Here is an 18195-nt window from a genome sequence, read left to right on the forward strand (position 1 = left end):
AAGGGGGCAAGCGTGTTCGCTGGGGGGAAGGCGGGCAGGGCGGGCCCCGGTGTGGCCCTGGTCCTGGTGACGGCGGCCCTGGCCGTGCTCGGCCCCGCGGGGAGCGCGGACGCGGCGGCCGTCTGCGGCGGGCGCCAGGTCAAGGCGGTCCGGTTCACCGGCGGCGAGCTGCGCGTCTACAAGACGCACGGCTACGCCTGCGCGCTCACCGTCGCCTCCGCGCCCGGCGCGAGACGCCAGATGTCGGTGACCCTCCAGGCGCGCGGCGGCGGCCCGGTCTCCGACAGCGGGAGGTTCACCCAGCAGGCGGGCCCGGTCTCGGTGCACGCGATCAACCGCTGTGTACGGGCGTCGGGTTCGATCGCGGGCAGGAGCGCGGCCACCGGCTGGATCCTGTGCTGAACGCCCGCTGACCCGGCCTCCCTGATGCCGCTGGGGCAACTGGGTCTGGCGGGGCGGGTGTTGTCCCCACTAGGTTCACGACGATCGCGTCACGTCGTGACCACAGGGGAGAGTGCATGCGCAAGACGCTCAGATGGCTCCTTTCGCTCGTCGTGTTCATAGGCACGGTGAGCGCGGCGGGAGCCACGGCAGGAGCGGCCACCGCCGCCGAGCCGGACATCAAGGACCGCCTCCTGGCGATACCCGGGGTCAGCCTCATCCAGGAGAAGCCGTACGCCGGCTACCGCTACTTCGTCCTCGGCTTCACCCAGCCGGTCGACCACCGGCACCCCTCCAGGGGCACCTTCCAGCAGCGGATCACCGTGCTGCACAAGGACACCGACCGCCCGACCGTGATGTACACCAGCGGGTACAACGTGTCGACCAACCCGAGCCGCTCCGAGCCGACGCAGATCGTCGACGGCAACCAGGTCTCGGTGGAATACCGCTACTTCACCCCCTCCCGGCCCGCCCCGGCGGACTGGTCGAAGCTGGACATCTGGCAGGCGGCCAGCGACCAGCACGCCATCTACCGGGCCCTCAAGCCGCTCTACGGCAAGAACTGGCTGACCACCGGCGGCTCCAAGGGCGGGATGACGGCGACCTACTACAAGCGCTTCTACCCCAAGGACATGGACGGCGTGGTCGCGTACGTGGCGCCCAACGACGTCGTCAACAAGGAGGACTCGGCGTACGACCGCTTCCTCGCCACCGTCGGCACCAAGGAGTGCCGCGACAAGCTGGCGGGCGTGCAGCGCGAGGCGCTGGTGCGCCGCGGGCCGCTGGAGCGGAAGTACGCGGAGTACGCCAAGGCCAACAACTACACCTTCACCACCACCGGTTCGCTGGACAAGGCGTACGAGGCGGTCGTGCTGGACTACGTCTGGGCGTTCTGGCAGTACAGCCTGCTCGCGGACTGCGCCGGGATCCCGGCGGACGCCCCGCACGCCACGGACCAGGCGATCTGGGACACCATCGACACCATCTCGGGCTTCTCCGCCTACACCGACCAGGGCCTTGAGCAGTACACCCCGTACTACTACCAGGCGGGCACCCAGCTCGGCTCGCCGACCATCAAGCAGCCCTGGCTGGGCAAGCTGAGCCGGTACGGCTACCAGCCGCCGCGCAACTTCGTGCCCGCCGCCATCCCGATGCGGTTCGACCCCTCGGTGATGCCGCAGGTGGACAGCTGGGTGCGCCACCACGCCAGCCACATGCTGTACGTGTACGGGCAGAACGACCCGTGGGGCGCCGAGCGCTTCCGCCTCGGCCAGGGCGCGCGCGACTCGTACGTGTACACCGTCGCGGGCGGCAACCACGGCTCCAAGGTGGCCGGTCTCGCCGACCGGGAGAAGGCGACCGCCACGGCCGCGATCCTGCGCTGGGCCGGGGTGCCCGCCGCGACCCCGGCCAAGGCGAAGCCGCTGGCCTCGTTCGACGCGCGCCTGGACGCCCAGCGCGAGCGCGAGCCGGTGCTGCGCCCGTGACGCCGTGACGGGCGGCGGTCAGCGGCGGCGGGCGCAGCCCACGCCGGGACCGCCGCCCGTCAGCTGGACGTAGAGGGCGGTGGTGGACGGGCAGTCGGCCCGGTCCGCCACCGCCTTCGTCACCTGGAAGTCCGGGGCGGCGGCGCCCGACCCGTCGCAGGGGGTCTCCTTCACCTGGTCGCGGCCCGAGCGGTGGACGCAGTCGCCGACCACCGTGAACGGCCCGCCGCCCATCCCCGGATCGCCCGGGTGCGGCGGCTCCAGATTGCGCATGCAGGCGTAGCCGGACCCGCCGTCGCCGTCGATGTAGAGCACGAAGTCGGTGCGGGCCGGGCACTGGACGGCCCTGCCCCGGGGACCCGTGCGGCGGACCGAGACGCGGGCCACGGCCCGCTCGCTGGCGCACGGCACCTCGGTGAACGCCCGCCCGTGCGCGGCGCAGTCCCCGGTGCCCAGGAACGTCGCCCCGTAGTCGGGCGCGGAGGGCGGCGGCGGGGGGCGGCGCGAGGCCGCCGAGTCGGCCGGCGCCCGCCGGCAGCCCATGAGCAGCAGCAGTGCGGCGCAGACCGCCGCAGCCGCCCGAACCGCCCTCGCGGCACCGTACTCGTGCATGTCCCGCCCTCCCGTGCACCCAGCGTGACCGGTGGCCGCTCCGGCACGCCAGGGGGTCCGGGAGGTATCTCTAGTACGACAGTCCGTATCCGATCGGATACAGCACCGCGGCCGGGTCGTCCTCGCGCGGCACCGCCACCGGAAGCCGCCCCAGCGGCGGGATCCGGCCCGCGATCACCCGGGCCGCCGCCCGGAGTTCGACGTCGGTCCAGGAGTAGGAGGCGAGCGAGGCCGTGTACCCGTTGAGGTGAGCGATGTCGTAAGGGTTGCGGATCGCGAGGTGCACCACCGGCACACCGCTCGCGCCGAGCGCCGCCACCAGCCTGGCCTGCGCGCCCCCGGAGTCCACGTTGTAGGTGGCGACCAGCACCGCGTCCCGGCCGCGCGCCGCCGCCACGGCCGCCGCGGTCTGCGCCGGGGTGGGCGCCGTGCCGGTGGACAGCGCGGTGGCCGTGAAGCCCAGCCCGGTCAGTGCCTCGGCCAGGACGGCCGTCGGCGGTCCGGTGGTGCCCGACGGCGAGGCGGGGTCGGCGCCGACCACCAGGAGGTCGCGCCGGGTGCGCGGGGAGAGCGGCAGCAGTGCGCCGGTGTTGGCGAGCAGGGTCGTGGTGCGCCCGGCCACCGCGTCGGCGGCGGCCAGGTGCGGCCGGGTGCCGACGACCCGGTCGACCTCGGCGTCCGTCACATAGGGATGGCTGAACAGGCCGCGGCGCTCCTTGAGTTCAAGGATCCGCAGGATCGATTCGTCGAGTCTGGCCCGGCTGATCTCGCCGCTGGTGACCGCCGCCATGACCCCGTTCCAGGCCACCGACAGGTCCGGCGGGTCGAGCAGCTGGTCGGCCCCGGCCTTCAGGGCCAGCACCGGCACCCGGGCGTCGCCGTACTTGTCGCGCACGCCCTGCATGCCGAGGGCGTCCGTGACGATCACGCCCCGGAAGCCGAGCTCCTCGCGCAGGATGCCGGTCAGGATCGGGTGCGAGAGCGTCGCCGGGTCGTTGCTCGGGTCCAGCGCCGGGAACTGGATGTGCGCCGTCATCACCGCGTCGATCCCGGCCGCGATCGCGGCCCGGAACGGCGGCGCGTCCAGCTCCTCCCACCGGGCCCGGCTGTGGGTGATCACCGGGATGCCGGTGTGGCTGTCCACGGTGGTGTCGCCGTGCCCGGGGAAGTGCTTGGCGGTCGCGGCGATCCCCGCCTCCTGGTAGCCGTGCGCCTCGGCCGCCACGAGCCGGGCGACGGCCGCCGGGTCCGCGCCGAACGACCGTACGCCGATGACCGGGTTGGCCGGGTTGACGTTCACATCGGCGTCGGGGGAGTAGTTCTGCCGGATGCCGATCGCCCGCAGCTCGGCCCCCGCGACCCGCCCGAGCGTCCGGGCGTCGCGCGCCGAGCCCCCGGCGCCCAGCGCCATCGCGCCCGGGAAGAGCGTGGCCGGGTAGCCGACCCGGCAGACGATGCCGTGCTCCTGGTCGGTGGCGATCAGCAGCGGTACGGGGGTGGGCTGGGCCAGCCCGGCGCGCTGGATGCCGTTGGAGAGGGCGGCGATCTGGTGCGGGTCGCGGGTGTTGTGGGCCCAGGTGAAGTAGATGATCCCGCCGACGTGGTACTTCGCGACGAGCTCGGCGGCCGTGCGCACGCCGATCTCCTTGAGGTTGGCGTCGATGTCGGCCTGGTCGGGCGCGGTCGCCGAGTGCCCGTACACCCGCATCACGAAGAGCTGGCCGACCTTCTCCGGGAGCGACATCCGGGCGACGATCCGCTTCAGCGCGCCCGGTGCCCGCCGCGCCTCGGCGTGCGCGGGGACCAGCGGCGCCGCGGCAGCGGCGGCGGCGGTCGCGGCGGCCGTGGCGAGCAGGGTGCGTCTGGAGGTGTGGTGCGACACGGGCACTCCATCCGTAGGTGTGGAAGAAACTTCCAAACCGAACGGATAACCGGAAAGTTATTGCCGGTCAAGGGGGCGCGCATCGCCCGCCCGGAACGGGGTCCGCCACCGGCGCAGTCGGAGGGGGGCGCACCGGTGGCGGGTGTGCTGCCGGCCGCAGGCGGCTGGAGAGGGGAGTCGGTCGTACGCGGCCAGCGGCGCGGGCCGACACCGCTCTGCGGAGACTCACCGGCAGTACGGCCCTTGGACGGACCCCGTCCCCGGCGGGTTCCCGCCCGGCCGGCGGTTTCCGCAAGTCGGGACGCCCGGGGCGGGGGCGGCCCGGGGTCAGGGGGCGTCGGGCGGGGCGACCGCCGTCCAGTGGGAGCGCAGGGCCGCCACCGTCGCCGTGATCGCGGGCCGCCGGGCCGCCCCCGTCCGCCACAGCGCGTACAGCCGCCGCACCGGAGTCGGGTCCAGACGCACCGCCACCACCCCCGGCGGCAGCGGCCCCCGGCCCAGGCGCGGCACCAGGGCCACCCCCAACCCCTCTGCCACCAGCGCGAGTTGGGTGTGGTACTCGGCGGCCTCGTGGCGCAGGTCGGGCTCGTGGCCGTCCGCCCGCAGGGTGCGCACCAGCCAGTCGTGGCAGACCGAGCCGGGCGGCTGGCAGATCCACGGCTCCCGGGCGAGTTCGGCGCGCGGCACCGCCCGCCGCCCCGCGAACCGGTGGCCGCGCGGCACCAGCAGATCGCACCGGTCGTCGCCGATCACCGCCTGCTCCACGCCCTCGGGGGCGGGCAGCGGCGCGATGTCCCAGTCGTGCGCCACGGCCAGGTCGATCACGCCCTTGGCCACCAGGTCCACCGACAGGTGCGGGTCGACCTCCGAGAGCCGGGCGTCCAGGGCCGGGTGCTCACGGGCCAGGGCGGCCAGCACGCCCGGCAGCAGCCCGCGCGCGGCCGTGGCGAACGCGCCGATCGTGAGCCGCCCGGTGGCCAGCCCCCGGCGCTCCTCCAGGGTGGTCTCGGCGCGCTCGACCAGCGCCAGCAACTCCTGCGCGGTGGTGGCCAGATGGAGGGCCTCCTCGGTGAGCGCGACCCCGCGCCCGCGCCGCTCCAGGAGCGTGGTGCGGGTCTCCCGCTCCAGCTTGGTGATCTGCTGCGAGACGGCGGACGGGGTGTAGCCGAGCGCGGTGGCGGCAGCCGCCACCGAGCCGTGCACCCAGACGGCGTGCAGCGCGCGCAGCCGGGCCAGATCGAGCACGGCGGGGCCTCCTTCGTCCTTCACCGCCGTACGGGACCGGGCCCGGCCGCGTACGGGATCGTTAACTTCTGCTCAATCCAACCATGAAGGAATCCGCGCTGGTGCTACATGGTCGGCGGCGGTGATCCTCGACGCATGCGTCCCGTACACATCGCGCTCGCCGTCCTGGTCACCGCCGTCTGGGGAGTGAACTTCACCGTCATCGAGGTCGGCCTCGGCCACTTCCCGCCGCTGCTCTTCTCCGCCCTGCGCTTCCTGGTCGCCGCGCTGCCCGCGGTGTTCTTCGTGGGGCGGCCCAAGGTCGCCTGGAAGTGGGTCGTCGCGGTCGGGCTGGTGCTCGGGGTCGCCAAGTTCGGGCTGCTCTTCATCGGGATGAACGAGGGCATGCCCGCCGGGCTCTCCTCGCTGGTCCTGCAGATCCAGGCGGTGTTCACGGCGGTCGTGGCGATGGTGGCGCTGGGCGAACGGCCGGGCCGGACCCGGCTGTTCGGGATGGCCGTGGCGCTCGCCGGGATCGCGGTCGCCGCCGTCGACGAGGGCGCCTCCGGGCCGCTGCTCGGCTTCTCCCTCACCGTCGCCGCCGCCGCGTGCTGGGGCGTCTCCAACGTGCTGACCCGCAAGGCGGCCCCGCCCGACGCCCTCAACTTCATGGTGTGGGTCTCCACCGTCCCGGTGCTGCCGCTGATCGCGCTCTCGCTGCTCTTCGAGGGGCCGGGCCGGGACGCGGACGCGCTCGCCTCGCTGGACCTCGGCGGCGCCGGGTCGCTGGTCTACGTCGCCTGGTGCAGCACCGTCTTCGGCTTCGGCGCCTGGGGACATCTGCTGCGCCACCACCCGGCGTCCTCGGTCGCCCCCTTCAGCCTGCTCGTCCCGGTCTTCGGGATGTCCTCGGCCGCCCTCTTCCTGGGCGAGCCGGTCGGCCCGCTGCGCTGGTGCGCGGCGGCGCTCCTGGTGGGCGGGGTGGCGCTCACCTCGCTGCCGCGCCGGTCAGCCGGTCCAGCCGGGCCCGCCCGGCCCGCAGCAGCCCCGGCAGCTCCGGGACCCGCGGATACCAGCGCTTCTCGTACTCCCAGCACAGCCAGCCGTCCGGGCTGAGCGGCGCCAGGCACGCGGCGAGCGGCAGCACCCCGGCGCCCAGCGGCAGCGGCGTCGTGTCCTGGGCCGAGGCGATGTCCTTGACCTGGACGTACCCCAGGTGCGGGGCGAGGGCGGCGTAGGAGTCGGCGGGGTCCTCGCCGCCCAGCCAGGTGTGCATCACGTCCCACAGCGCGCCCGCGCCGGGCCCGCCCACCCGGTCCAGGACGCGGGCGACGGCCGCGCCCGTGCGGTGCGAGTCATGCGTTTCGAGCAGCACCCGCACGCCCCGCGCGGCGGCGGCCGGGGCGATCGACCGCAGCCGCCGCGCCGCCACCTCGTCGTCGTCCGCCGCCCCGGTGCCGCCGGGGAAGACGCGTACGTAGGGGGCGCCGAGGTCGTGCGCCAGGAGCACCAGCTCGTCGAGCCGCTCCCGGTCGGCCGGGTCGGCCACGCGCGCGTACCCGGCGACGGCGAGCACCCGCACCCCGTGCGCGGCGAACTCCCGCACGGCCGCGGCCCGTTCGCGCGGCGCGCTGCCGGGGTGCAGCGGCTCCTCGGGGTGGGCGCGCAGCTCGACGCCGTGGTAGCCGTGCGCGGCGGCCAGCCGGGCGACCTCCGCCACCGGCAGGCCCGGCACCCCGAGGGTGGAGAACGCGTACCGCACGCTCACCGCTCCGTCAGGGCGAGCCGCCACTCCTGGCCCACCAGGTCGGCGCCGTAGGAGCGGCCCGGCTTCTCGGCGACCAGGGTGAAGCCGTGGCGCAGGTACAGGGCCCGGGCGCCGGTGAGCGTGTCGTACGTCCACAGCACCAGGTCGCGGTAGCCGGCCTCGCGGGCGAACGCGACCACCTCCGCGACCAGCCGGTCCCCGAGCCCGTGCCCGCGCGCCTCCGGCTCGACCAGCAGCACCCGCAGCCGGGCGGTGGCCGGGGCGTCGTCGCGCACGCACATCACCGACCCCACCGGCCGCCCGGCCAGTTCGGCGATCCAGACCCGCTCCAGATGCGGGTCGTGGTCCTGGGCGAAGCCCGCGACGATCCCCGCGACCAGCCCTTCGAAGTCGGTGTTCCAGCCGTGCTCGGCGGCGTACAGCGCGCCGTGCCGCTGGACGATCCAGCCCAGTTCGCCCGGCCGGGGGTCGCGCAGGACGGGTGCGGGGCGGTGGGGTGCCTCGGTGTCGTCGGCCACCGGGCCAGTATGCCGGGCAGGGCTCACCGGACGTACGCCCCGAACCGCTCGACCGTCTCGCGCAGCACGTCGGTGCCCGCCCGCCCCCACAGCTCCTCGTTGAACAGCTCGACCTCGATCGGGCCCCGGTACCCGGCCGCGTCCACCCGTTCGCGCCACCCGCGCAGATCGATCACGCCGTCGCCGAGCTGGCCGCGCCCGTTGAGCACGCCCGCCGGGAGCGGGGTGACCCAGTCGGCCAGCTGGAAGGCGTGGATGCGCCCGCCGGCACCGGCGCGGGCCACGGCGGCGGGGGCCAGGTCGTCCCACCACACGTGGTAGGTGTCGACGACGACGCCCACCTCCTCGGCCGGAAAGCGTTCGGCCAGGTCCAGGGCCTGGGCGAGGGTGGAGACCACACAGCGGTCGGAGGCGAACATCGGGTGCAGCGGCTCGATCGCCAGCCGTACCCCGCGTTCGCGGGCGTACGGGCCGAGTTCGGCCAGCGCGTCGGCGATCCGCTCGCGCGCCCCGGCCAGGTCCCTGCTGCCGCCGGGCAGCCCGCCCGAGACCAGCACCAGCGTGTCGGTGCCCAGCTCCGCCGCCTCGTCGAGGGCGGCCCGGTTGTCGTCCAGGGCGCGGGCGCGCGCCCGGGGCTCGCTGGCGGTGAAGAAGCCGCCCCGGCACAGGCTGGTGACGCCGAGGCCGGCCTCCCGCACCAGCCGGGCCGCCGCCGCCACCCCGTACGCGTGCACCGGCGCCCGCCACAGGCCGACGCCCGGCACGCCCGCGTGCGCGCAGGCGGTGACCAGTTCGGGCAGTGAGAGCTGCTTGACGGTCATCTGGTTGACGCTGAGGCGGGCGAGGCTCATGGGGCGACTCCGTGCACGGCGAGCAGGTTTCTCATCCGGGCCGCGGCCAGCTCCGGATCGGGGAACAGGCCGAGTCCGTCGGCCAGTTCGTAGGCGCGGGCCAGATGCGGCAGCGAGCGCGCCGACTGGTGGCCGCCGACCATGGTGAAGTGGCTCTGGTGGCCCGCCAGCCAGGCCAGCAGGACCACCCCGGTCTTGTAGTGGCGGGTGGGCGCCCCGAACAGGTGCCGGGCGAGCGCCACGGTCGGGTCCAGGCGCTCGCGGAAGGCTTCGCCGTCGCCCTCGTCCAGGGACCGCACGGCCCGCGCGGCGAGTGGCGCCAGCGGGTCGAAGACCCCCAGCAGGGCGTGGCTGAAGCCCACTCGGTCGCCCTCGATCAGCTCGGGATAGTGGAAGTCGTCACCGGTATAGCACTTCACGCCCGCGGGCAGCCGCCGCCGCAGCGCCACCTCGCGCCGCGCGTCGAGGAGCGAGACCTTGACGCCGTCGACCTTCGCGGCGTGCTCGCGGACGATCCCCAGGAGCGTCCCGGTGGCCGCGTCCAGGTCGGGCGAGCCCCAGTACCCGGCCAGCGCCGGGTCGAACATCGGGCCCAGCCAGTGCAGCACCACCGGCCGGGCGGTCTGCTCCAGCAGCCGTCCGTACACGGCGAGATAGTCCTCCGGGCCGCGCGCCACCGCCGCCAGCGCCCGGGACGCCATCAGGACCGCCGGGGCGCCCGCCTCCTCGACGACCGCCAGCTGCTCCTCGTACGCGGCGGTCACCCGGGCGAGCGACGCCTCCCGCGGCGCCAGCTGGTCGGTGCCCGCGCCGCACACGAGCGCGCCGCCCGCCGCCCGCGCCTCGGCGGCCGAGCGGCGGATCAGCTCGGCGGCCCCCGCCCACTCCAGGCCCATGCCGCGCTGCGCGGTGTCCATGGCCTCGGCCACCCCGAGGCCGTGCGCCCACAGATGGCGGCGGAAGGCGAGGGTGGCCTCCCAGTCGACTGCGGCCGGGCCGTCCGGCGAGACGTCCGCGTACGGGTCGGCGACCACGTGCGCCGCCGCGAAGACCGTACGGGAGCGGGCCGGCCCGCCCGGCGCGGGCAGGGCCGGGGCGGGGCGCGGCTCGTAGCGCGCCAGCGAGCCGTCCGCGCGCGGCAGCAGCAGGCTCACGGCGCGATCTCCGGCACCTCGATGCGGCGGCCCTCGGCCGAGGAGCGCAGCCCCAGTTCGGCGAGCTGCACCCCGCGCGCGCCCGCGAACAGGTCCCAGGGGAACGGGGTGCCGAGGACGACATGGCGCAGGAACAGCTCCCACTGCGCCTTGAAGCCGTTGTCGAACTCCTCGTTGTCCGGCACCGGCTGCCACTGCGCGCGGAAGGACTCGGTGGCGGGCAGGTCCGGGTTCCACACCGGCTTCGGGGTCGCCGACCGGTGCTGGGCGCGGCACTCGCGCAGCCCCGCCACCGCCGAGCCCTCGGTGCCGTCGACCTGGAACTCGACGAGCTCGTCCCGGTGGACCCGGACGGCCCAGGAGGAGTTGATCTGGGCGACCGCGCCGCCCGCCAGCTGGAAGATCCCGTACGCGGCGTCGTCGGCGGTCGCGTCGTAGGGCTTCCCGGACTCGTCCCAGCGCTGCGGCAGGTGCGTGGTGGCCAGCGCCTGGACGGAGGTGACCCGGCCGAACAGCTCGTGCAGCACGTACTCCCAGTGCGGGAACATGTCCACGACGATGCCGCCGCCGTCCTCGGCGCGGTAGTTCCACGACGGGCGCTGGGCGCGCTGCCAGTCGCCCTCGAAGACCCAGTAGCCGAACTCGCCGCGCACCGACAGGATCCGCCCGAAGAAGCCGCCGTCCACCAGCCGCTTCAGCTTGAGCAGCCCCGGCAGGAAGATCTTGTCCTGGACGACGCCGTGCTTGATCCCCGCGTCCCGCGCGTCCCGGGCGAGCCGCAGGGCCCCGGCGAGCCCGGTCGAGACCGGCTTCTCGGTGTAGACGTGCTTGCCCGCCGCGATCGCCCTGGCCAGCGCGGCCTCGCGGGCGGCGGTGACCTGGGAGTCGAAGTAGATCTCGACGCGGTCGTCGGAGAGGACCGCGTCCAGGTCGGTGGACCAGTGGTCGAGCCCGTGCCGCTCCGCGACGGCCCGCAGCGCGCTCTCCCGGCGGCCCACCAGGACCGGTTCCGGCCACAGCACCCGCCCGTCGCCGAGGTCGAGCCCGCCCTGGTCGCGCAGGGCGAGCAGGGACCGTACGAGGTGCTGGCGGTAGCCCATGCGGCCGGTGACGCCGTTCACGGCGATCCGCACGGTCTTGCGCGTCGGTGTCATGCGAAGTCCCTTCCGTACCGAAAGACCGGATGCCCAACCGGTTTTGTGCTTCCGGTTCCGTACCCGGTGACTCCTGTAGCAAGCGCTTTCTATCCAGGGGGACGCTAGCCTGCGCACAGCGCCTCGGACAAGAGGCGCGCGGCGGGCCGCGGGGGCGGGCGCCGCGAGTCGTGCGTCGGTCCGAGACGAGTGCCCGGAGGCAGAGATGACAACGACCCTGGCGGATGTGGCGGCGCGCGCCCGGGTGTCCCCGGCGACCGTCTCAAGGGTCCTCAACGGCAACTACCCCGTCGCCGCGGCCACCCGGGAGCGCGTGCTGCGGGCCGTGGACGAACTCGACTACGTGCTCAACGGCCCGGCCAGCTCCCTGGCCGCCGCCACCTCCGACCTGGTCGGCATACTCGTGAACGACATCGCCGACCCCTTCTTCGGGATCATGGCGGGCGCGGCCCAGTCCGAGATCGGCGGCGGCGGGCCGCGCGAGAAGCTGGCGGTCGTCTGCAACACCGGGGGCTCGCCCGAGCGCGAACTCACCTACCTCACCCTGCTCCAGCGCCAGCGCGCGGCGGCCGTGATCCTCACCGGCGGCGCCCTGGAGGACCCCGCCCACGCGGCGGCGGTCGCGGCCAAGCTGCGCCGCCTGGCGGAGGCCGGGTCCCGGATCGTGCTGTGCGGCAGGCCGCCGCTGACGGCCGGGGCCGGTGGCGGCCCCGACCCGGTCGCCGCGACGCTCACCTTCGACAACCGGGGCGGCAGCCGCCGCCTCACCGAGCAGCTGATCACCCTCGGCCACCGCCGCATCGGCTATGTGGCGGGCCCCGAGGAGCGCACCACCACCCGCCACCGCCTGGAGGGCCACCGCGACGCCCTCACGGCCGCGGGCGTGGCCCCCGGACCGGTCGTCCACGGCTCCTACGACCGCCGCTCCGGCTATGACGCCACCCTCGAACTGCTGCGCAGGGAGCCCGCGTTGACGGCCGTGGTGGCCGCCAACGACACGGTCGCCCTGGGGGCCTGCGCGGCCCTGCGCGACCGGGGTCTGAGCATCCCGGGCGACGTCTCGGTGGCGGGCTTCGACGACCTCCCGTTCAGCACGGACGCGGTCCCGGCCCTGACGACCGTACGGCTGCCGCTGTACGAGGCGGGGGCGCGGGCGGGCCGCCTGGCCCTGGGCAAGGAGCCGGTCCCGCCGGGCGGGATCGCCACGGTGCACGGGGAGTTGATGGTGCGGGGGTCGACGGCACGCGCGCGGGGGTAGGGCGTACGGGTCCCGGGGCGGGCGGGGCGTGCGCGGCCGTCCGTGCCGAGGGCGGGCGGGGTGAACTCCGGGTCGGATTCCCGCCGGTGATCGGGGGCGCGGAGGCACAGGATCGGGTGCACGGCCTCCCGCTCGCCCCGCCCGGGGCGACGGCCGAACCCCCAGGAGAACCTCATGGACCTGCACCTTTCCGGCCGCTCGGCAGTCGTCACCGGCGCCTCGAAGGGCATCGGCCTAGCGGTCGTGGGCGCCCTGCTCGACGAGGGCGCCCACGTGGTCGCGGTCTCCCGCGGCACCAGCCCGGAGCTGGAGAAGCTGGCCCGCCCCGAACTCGTCCACCTGCGCGCCGACTTGATGGACCCGGACGCCCCCGCGCGTGCGGTGGCCCGCGCCGTCGAGGCGTTCGGGCGGCTGGACGTCCTGGTGAACAACGCGGGCGGCCCGCCCCCGGGCATCAGCCTGCCGCGCACCTCGTTCCTGGACGCCGCCGACGCGGACTGGCCCGCGATGTTCGAGTTCAACCTCTTCACGGCGGTACGGGCGGTCCGCGCGGCCCTGCCGCACCTGCTGGCCCGGGGCGGCTCGGTCGTCAACGTCTCCACCGGCCTGGCCCGCCAGCCCGCCGTGGGCAACGCCGAGTACGGCGCGGCCAAGGCGGCCCTGAACAGCCTCACCAAGGTGCTCTCGGAGGAGTACGCCCCGCAGGGGGTGCGCTTCAACACGGTCTCGCCGGGCGCGGTCCGCACCGCCTGGTGGACCGAGGAGGGCGGCGCGGCCGACATCATCGCCGCCATGGCGGGGGCCGACCGGGACACGGTCATGGACACCCTGGCCCCGCAGATGATGAACGTCTCCACCGGCCGTCTGATCACCCCGGAGGAGATCGCGGACGTGGTCGCCCTGCTGGCCTCGCCCCGCTCGGGCTCCACCACGGGCGCGGACTTCGTGGTGGACGGGGGCTATGTGAAGGCGCTGTGAGCGGGGGCGGGCCGGAGGGTGCGGGGGAGCGCGGTTCGGGCCACGGGCGCGGGGGAGCCGGGCCGAGCCGAGGGGGGCGGTCGGCCGCGCCCGCACGGCCCTTCGCCCGCCGTCTCCGCCTACTTCCCCCGGCCCTTGCCCGCCGCCGCCCGCTTGCTCAGGACCGTGAGGACCACCGGGACCAGCAGTTCCAGCCCCCGCACCACGGTGGCCTCCGGCAGACCGGTCCGCTTGGCGACCGCCGAGGCCACCGGTCTGGTGGCCTTCGCGAGCGCCCCGGCCAGCAGACCGCCGCCCGCCGCGCCGCCGAGCCCGCCGAGCGTGGCCACGCCCTCCAGGGGCGGCTCCTGCGGGACCGACCCGGCGGGCACGCCGTCCGCGAGCCCGGTCGCCGCCGAGCTCACGATCTGGCGCGCCCCGTCGGTGTCGGTGCCGAGCCGCTGGGCCAGCTCCTGGAGCCGGTCGTCCCCGAGCTCGTTGAGTACGTCCTGTTCGAAGCCGGAATCTTCGCTCATGGGCGAAACGCTACGGCTGCCCCCTTCTGTCGGCACGTCGAGATTCCGGAAAAATTACTGCCCGCAGTCGTACAACCCTTGTGGGGTGACGGCCGTCTTACTTGTCATCGGCCCTCCAGGGGAGGGATCCGGGGGGATCCGGAGGGCTGTCGGGGAGGGAAAAAGGGGAGGGGAATCGAGGGGCCCGGTCATACGGACCGGGCCCCCTTGAGTTCCCGGCGACCCCCGGTCCGCGCGGGGGCGGCGGAAAGTTTTCCCCAGGGTGCCCGGGGTGTCCGGGGCCACCGGTAGCGTCGGATCATGTCCAATCTCGCGGTGGTCGAAGGCGTCCTGGAGCGGATCACCTACGCCAACGAGGAGAACGGCTACACGGTCGCCCGGGTCGACACCGGGCGCGGCGGTGGCGATCTCCTCACGGTCGTCGGCTCGCTGCTCGGCGCCCAGCCGGGCGAGTCGCTGCGCATGGAGGGCCGCTGGGGCTCCCACCCGCAGTACGGCAAGCAGTTCACGGTGGAGAACTACACGACGGTCCTGCCCGCCACCATCCAGGGCATCCGGCGCTATCTCGGCTCGGGCCTCATCAAGGGCATCGGCCCCCGCATCGCCGACCGGATCGTGGAGCACTTCGGCACCGACACCCTCGACGTCATCGAGCAGCAGCCCAAGAGGCTGGTGGAGGTCCCGGGCCTCGGCCCCAAGCGCACCCGGCTCATCGGGGCGGCCTGGGAGGAGCAGAAGGCCATCAAGGAGGTCATGGTCTTCCTCCAGGGCGTCGGCGTCTCCACCTCCATCGCGGTGCGGATCTACAAGAAGTACGGGGACGCGTCGATCTCCGTGGTGAGGAACCAGCCCTACCGGCTGGCGGCCGACGTCTGGGGCATCGGCTTCCTCACCGCCGACCGCATCGCCCAGGCCGTCGGCATCCCGCACGACAGCCCCGAGCGCGTGAAGGCCGGCCTGCAGTACGCGCTGTCCCAGTCCACCGACCAGGGCCACTGCTTCCTGCCCGAGGAGCGGCTGATCGCGGACTCGGTGAAGCTCCTCCAGGTCGACACCGGCCTGGTGATCGACTGCCTGGGCGAGCTGGTCGCCGAGGAGGGGGTCGTCCGGGAGGCGGTGCCGGGGCCCGAGGGCGGCGGGGCGGACCGGGTCGCCGCCGTCTATCTGGTGCCCTTCCACCGGGCCGAGCTCTCCCTGGCCGCCCAGGTGGTCCGGCTGCTGCGCACCGGCGAGGACCGCATGCCGGGCTTTGGTGACGTCGACTGGGACCGGGCCCTGTCCTGGCTCGCGGGCCGCACCGGCGCCGAGCTCGCCCCGGAGCAGCAGGAGGCCGTCCGGCTCGCCCTGACCAGCAAGGTCGCGGTGCTCACCGGCGGTCCCGGCTGCGGCAAGTCGTTCACCGTGCGCTCGATCGTGGAGCTCGCCCGGGCCAAGCGGGCCAAGGTGGTGCTGGCCGCGCCGACCGGCCGGGCCGCCAAGCGGCTGGCCGAGCTCACCGGGGCCGAGGCGTCCACCGTGCACCGGCTGCTGGAGCTGAAGCCGGGCGGCGACGCGGCGTACGACAGGGACCGGCCGCTCGACGCCGACCTGGTGGTGGTCGACGAGGCGTCGATGCTGGACCTGCTCCTCGCCAACAAACTGGTCAAGGCCGTCGCACCGGGCGCCCATCTGCTGCTGGTGGGGGACGTGGACCAGCTGCCCTCGGTCGGCGCGGGCGAGGTGCTGCGGGACCTGCTCGCCGAGGGCGGCCCGGTGCCCCGGGTCCGGCTCACCCGGATCTTCCGCCAGGCCCAGCAGTCCGGCGTGGTCACCAACGCCCACCGGATCAACTCCGGGATCCCCCCGCTCACCCAGGGCCTGAGCGACTTCTTCCACTTCGTGGAGGAGGAGACCGAGGACGCCGGGCGGCTCGCGGTGGACGTGGCGGCGCGCCGCATCCCCGCGAGGTTCGGCCTCGACCCCCGGCGCGACGTGCAGGTGCTCGCGCCCATGCACCGGGGCCCGGCGGGCGCCGGAAACCTCAACGGACTGCTCCAGCAGGCCATCACCCCGGCCCGCCCCGACCTGCCGGAGAAGCGTTTCGGCGGCAGAGTGTTCCGGGTGGGCGACAAGGTGACCCAGATCCGGAACAATTACGAGAAGGGCAGGAACGGCGTCTTCAACGGCACCGTGGGCGTGGTGACCTCCCTCGATCCGGACGAACAGCGGCTGACGGTGCTGACGGACGAGGACGAGGAGGTGCCGTACGACTTCGACGAGCTGGACGAGCTCGCGCACGCGTACGCGGTGACGATCCACCGCTCGCAGGGCAGCGAGTATCCGGCGGTGGTGATCCCCGTCACCACCGGTGCCTGGATGATGCTCCAGCGAAATCTGCTCTACACGGCGGTGACCCGCGCCAGAAAGCTGGTGGTCCTGGTGGGGTCCCGCAAGGCGATCGGCCAGGCGGTGCGTACGGTTTCCGCAGGCAGACGCTTTACCGCACTCGCTCATCGGCTGTCAGGGGGCGCCTTGGTGTGAAACATCACCTGGGGCTTCCAGAACCGGGGCGAAGGGGGCAGGATGAGCAGGTTGACGGCACTGAGTGCCGCTAATAAGCCCAACGGGCGACCCCGAGTGCACTCTGCTGAGCCAAATGGGGGATGGTAGAGACAGTCAGGGCACCTCGAAGAAGAGGCACTACGTCGGTGAGGGATGACGTGAGCGACAACTCTGTAGTACTGCGGTTCGGCGATGGCGAGTACACCTACCCGGTGATCGACAGCACCGTCGGCGACAAGGGCTTCGACATCGGGAAGCTCCGCGCCCAGACCGGTCTGGTGACCCTGGACAGCGGATATGGCAACACCGCCGCCTATAAATCCGCGATCACCTACCTCGACGGCGAGCAGGGCATCCTGCGCTACCGCGGCTACCCGATCGAGCAGCTCGCCGAGCGCTCGACCTTCCTGGAGGTCGCGTACCTCCTGATCAACGGTGAGCTGCCGACGGTCGACCAGCAGTCGACCTTCAAGAGCGAGATCACCCAGCACACGCTGCTGCACGAGGACGTCAAGCGCTTCTTCGACGGCTTCCCGCGCGACGCCCACCCGATGGCCATGCTGTCCTCGGTCGTCTCCGCGCTGTCCACGTTCTACCAGGACAGCCACAACCCGTTCGACGAGAAGCAGCGCCACCTCTCGACGATCCGGCTGCTCGCCAAGCTCCCGACGATCGCGGCGTACGCGTACAAGAAGTCGATCGGCCACCCGTTCGTCTACCCGCGCAACGACCTCGGCTACGTCGAGAACTTCCTGCGGATGACCTTCTCGGTCCCGGCGCAGGAGTACGAGCTGGACCCGGTCGTCGTCTCGGCGCTCGACAAGCTGCTGATCCTGCACGCGGACCACGAGCAGAACTGTTCGACCTCCACCGTGCGTCTGGTCGGCTCCTCGCAGGCGAACATGTTCGCCTCGATCTCCGCCGGCATCAGCGCCCTGTGGGGCCCGCTGCACGGTGGCGCCAACCAGTCGGTCCTGGAGATGCTGGAAGGCATCCAGGCCAACGGCGGCGACGTCGACTCCTTCATCCGCAAGGTGAAGAACAAGGAGGACGGCGTCCGTCTGATGGGCTTCGGCCACCGGGTCTACAAGAGCTTCGACCCGCGCGCCAAGATCATCAAGGCTGCCGCGCACGACGTCCTGTCGGCCCTCGGCAAGTCCGACGAGCTGCTCGACATCGCGCTCAAGCTGGAAGAGCACGCGCTGAGCGACGACTACTTCGTCTCGCGCAACCTGTACCCGAACGTGGACTTCTACACGGGTCTGATCTACCGCGCCATGGGCTTCCCGACCGAGATGTTCACGGTCCTGTTCGCGCTCGGCCGGCTGCCGGGCTGGATCGCCCAGTGGCACGAGATGATCAAGGAGCCGGGTTCCCGCATCGGCCGCCCGCGCCAGATCTACACCGGCGAGGTCCTGCGCGACTTCGTCCCGGTCGAGGCCCGCTGACCCTCCCGGCCGCGGCACCCCCGTGCGGGATGCCCGCTCCCGGCGAGTGAGCCGGAGGGGCTTCTGAGCCCCGGAGGCGAACCGGGCCCCGCGGAGAAAAAAAGAAGCGCCCCGCCCACCGATCCCCCCACGGGTCGGCGGCCGGGGCGCTTCCCATATCCCGGTGCGGATTCCCCCCACGGGATCCGGCCGGGGGTCTAGGCGGTCTGCCGGGGTACGTACGTAACGGGTGGGCCGCTCAAAGCTCCCCGGTGTACGTGCCCCGGCCAACGCGCTGCCTGGAACGTCCCCCAAGACATTCCATGGACGTCCCCCAAGACATCCTCGGCATCGCCCACTTAGACTCCCGAACCGGTCCGATGGT

At 73.6% G+C, this 18195-nt stretch carries 14 protein-coding genes and 2 pseudogenes; 7 read left to right on the forward strand and 9 right to left on the reverse strand.

The window, feature by feature from the left end; all coding sequences use genetic code 11:
• Positions 1 to 57 precede the first annotated feature (57 nt).
• Both AB5J87_RS22640 and AB5J87_RS22645 read left to right on the forward strand, forming a co-directional pair.
• Complete coding sequence (locus tag AB5J87_RS22640; RefSeq protein ID WP_369383631.1) at positions 58 to 402, forward strand: hypothetical protein; 345 nt, start codon at positions 58 to 60, stop codon at positions 400 to 402.
• A gap of 116 nt (positions 403 to 518) precedes the next feature.
• Complete coding sequence (locus AB5J87_RS22645; RefSeq protein ID WP_369378806.1) at positions 519 to 1928, forward strand: S28 family serine protease; 1410 nt, start codon at positions 519 to 521, stop codon at positions 1926 to 1928.
• 18 nt (positions 1929 to 1946) lie between these two features.
• Here AB5J87_RS22645 and AB5J87_RS22650 read toward each other — a convergent pair whose 3' ends face one another.
• The 3 genes from AB5J87_RS22650 to AB5J87_RS22660 form a co-directional block, all read right to left on the reverse strand.
• Entirely contained in the window at positions 1947 to 2540 is a 594-nt protein-coding gene (locus tag AB5J87_RS22650) for a hypothetical protein (protein ID WP_369378808.1), read from the reverse strand.
• Between the two features lie 70 nt (positions 2541 to 2610).
• Entirely contained in the window at positions 2611 to 4422 is a 1812-nt protein-coding gene (locus tag AB5J87_RS22655) for a glycoside hydrolase family 3 protein (RefSeq protein ID WP_369378810.1), read from the reverse strand.
• A 327-nt stretch (positions 4423 to 4749) separates the two neighbouring features.
• A complete protein-coding gene (locus AB5J87_RS22660; RefSeq protein WP_369383632.1) occupies positions 4750 to 5667 on the reverse strand; it encodes a LysR substrate-binding domain-containing protein in 918 nt (305 codons plus the stop codon).
• 135 nt (positions 5668 to 5802) lie between these two features.
• Here AB5J87_RS22660 and AB5J87_RS22665 point away from each other — a divergent pair, with 135 nt between their 5' ends.
• Complete coding sequence (locus tag AB5J87_RS22665; protein WP_369378812.1) at positions 5803 to 6762, forward strand: EamA family transporter; 960 nt, start codon at positions 5803 to 5805, stop codon at positions 6760 to 6762.
• Here AB5J87_RS22665 and AB5J87_RS22670 read toward each other — a convergent pair.
• The 5 genes and pseudogenes from AB5J87_RS22670 to AB5J87_RS22690 form a co-directional block, all read right to left on the reverse strand.
• A pseudogene (locus tag AB5J87_RS22670) lies at positions 6740 to 7438 on the reverse strand (sugar phosphate isomerase/epimerase family protein); the annotation flags it as partial. The gene AB5J87_RS22665 and the pseudogene AB5J87_RS22670 sit on opposite strands and share 23 nt — an antisense overlap.
• Positions 7411 to 7893: pseudogene (locus tag AB5J87_RS22675) on the reverse strand (GNAT family N-acetyltransferase); the annotation flags it as partial. The pseudogenes AB5J87_RS22675 and AB5J87_RS22670, both read right to left, overlap by 28 nt.
• Before the next feature lie 62 nt (positions 7894 to 7955).
• Positions 7956 to 8783, reverse strand: a complete 828-nt coding sequence (locus AB5J87_RS22680) for a sugar phosphate isomerase/epimerase family protein (RefSeq protein WP_369378814.1) — start codon at positions 8781 to 8783, stop codon at positions 7956 to 7958.
• Positions 8780 to 9937, reverse strand: a complete 1158-nt coding sequence (locus AB5J87_RS22685; protein WP_369378816.1) for a dihydrodipicolinate synthase family protein — start codon at positions 9935 to 9937, stop codon at positions 8780 to 8782. Before AB5J87_RS22685 ends, AB5J87_RS22680 begins: the two co-directional genes overlap by 4 nt.
• The gene (locus AB5J87_RS22690) at positions 9934 to 11091 is read right to left on the reverse strand and encodes a Gfo/Idh/MocA family protein (RefSeq protein WP_369378818.1); all 1158 of its coding nucleotides are present in this window, start codon (positions 11089 to 11091) and stop codon (positions 9934 to 9936) included. Before AB5J87_RS22690 ends, AB5J87_RS22685 begins: the two co-directional genes overlap by 4 nt.
• Positions 11092 to 11296: 205 nt before the next feature.
• Between AB5J87_RS22690 and AB5J87_RS22695 the strand changes: the two genes are divergently transcribed.
• Both AB5J87_RS22695 and AB5J87_RS22700 read left to right on the forward strand, forming a co-directional pair.
• Complete coding sequence (locus AB5J87_RS22695; RefSeq protein WP_369378821.1) at positions 11297 to 12349, forward strand: LacI family DNA-binding transcriptional regulator; 1053 nt, start codon at positions 11297 to 11299, stop codon at positions 12347 to 12349.
• A 174-nt stretch (positions 12350 to 12523) separates the two neighbouring features.
• Positions 12524 to 13327: an SDR family NAD(P)-dependent oxidoreductase gene (locus AB5J87_RS22700; RefSeq protein ID WP_369378823.1), complete on the forward strand. Its 804-nt coding sequence runs from the start codon at positions 12524 to 12526 to the stop codon at positions 13325 to 13327.
• Between the two features lie 119 nt (positions 13328 to 13446).
• Here the strand turns inward: AB5J87_RS22700 and AB5J87_RS22705 are convergent, their stop codons facing one another.
• Positions 13447 to 13842 (reverse strand): DUF937 domain-containing protein, encoded by a 396-nt coding sequence (locus tag AB5J87_RS22705; RefSeq protein ID WP_369378825.1) that lies wholly within the window; start codon positions 13840 to 13842, stop codon positions 13447 to 13449.
• Between the two features lie 300 nt (positions 13843 to 14142).
• Between AB5J87_RS22705 and AB5J87_RS22710 the strand changes: the two genes are divergently transcribed.
• Together AB5J87_RS22710 and AB5J87_RS22715 are read left to right on the forward strand one after the other, a co-directional pair.
• On the forward strand, positions 14143 to 16362 hold the full coding sequence (locus tag AB5J87_RS22710; RefSeq protein WP_369378827.1) for an ATP-dependent RecD-like DNA helicase: 2220 nt from the start codon (positions 14143 to 14145) through the stop codon (positions 16360 to 16362).
• A gap of 179 nt (positions 16363 to 16541) precedes the next feature.
• On the forward strand, positions 16542 to 17831 hold the full coding sequence (locus tag AB5J87_RS22715) for a citrate synthase (RefSeq protein WP_361387685.1): 1290 nt from the start codon (positions 16542 to 16544) through the stop codon (positions 17829 to 17831).
• Positions 17832 to 18195: the final 364 nt, after the last annotated feature.

Origin of the sequence: Streptomyces sp. cg36, assembly GCF_041080675.1 — a bacterium.
GTDB lineage: Bacteria > Actinomycetota > Actinomycetes > Streptomycetales > Streptomycetaceae > Streptomyces.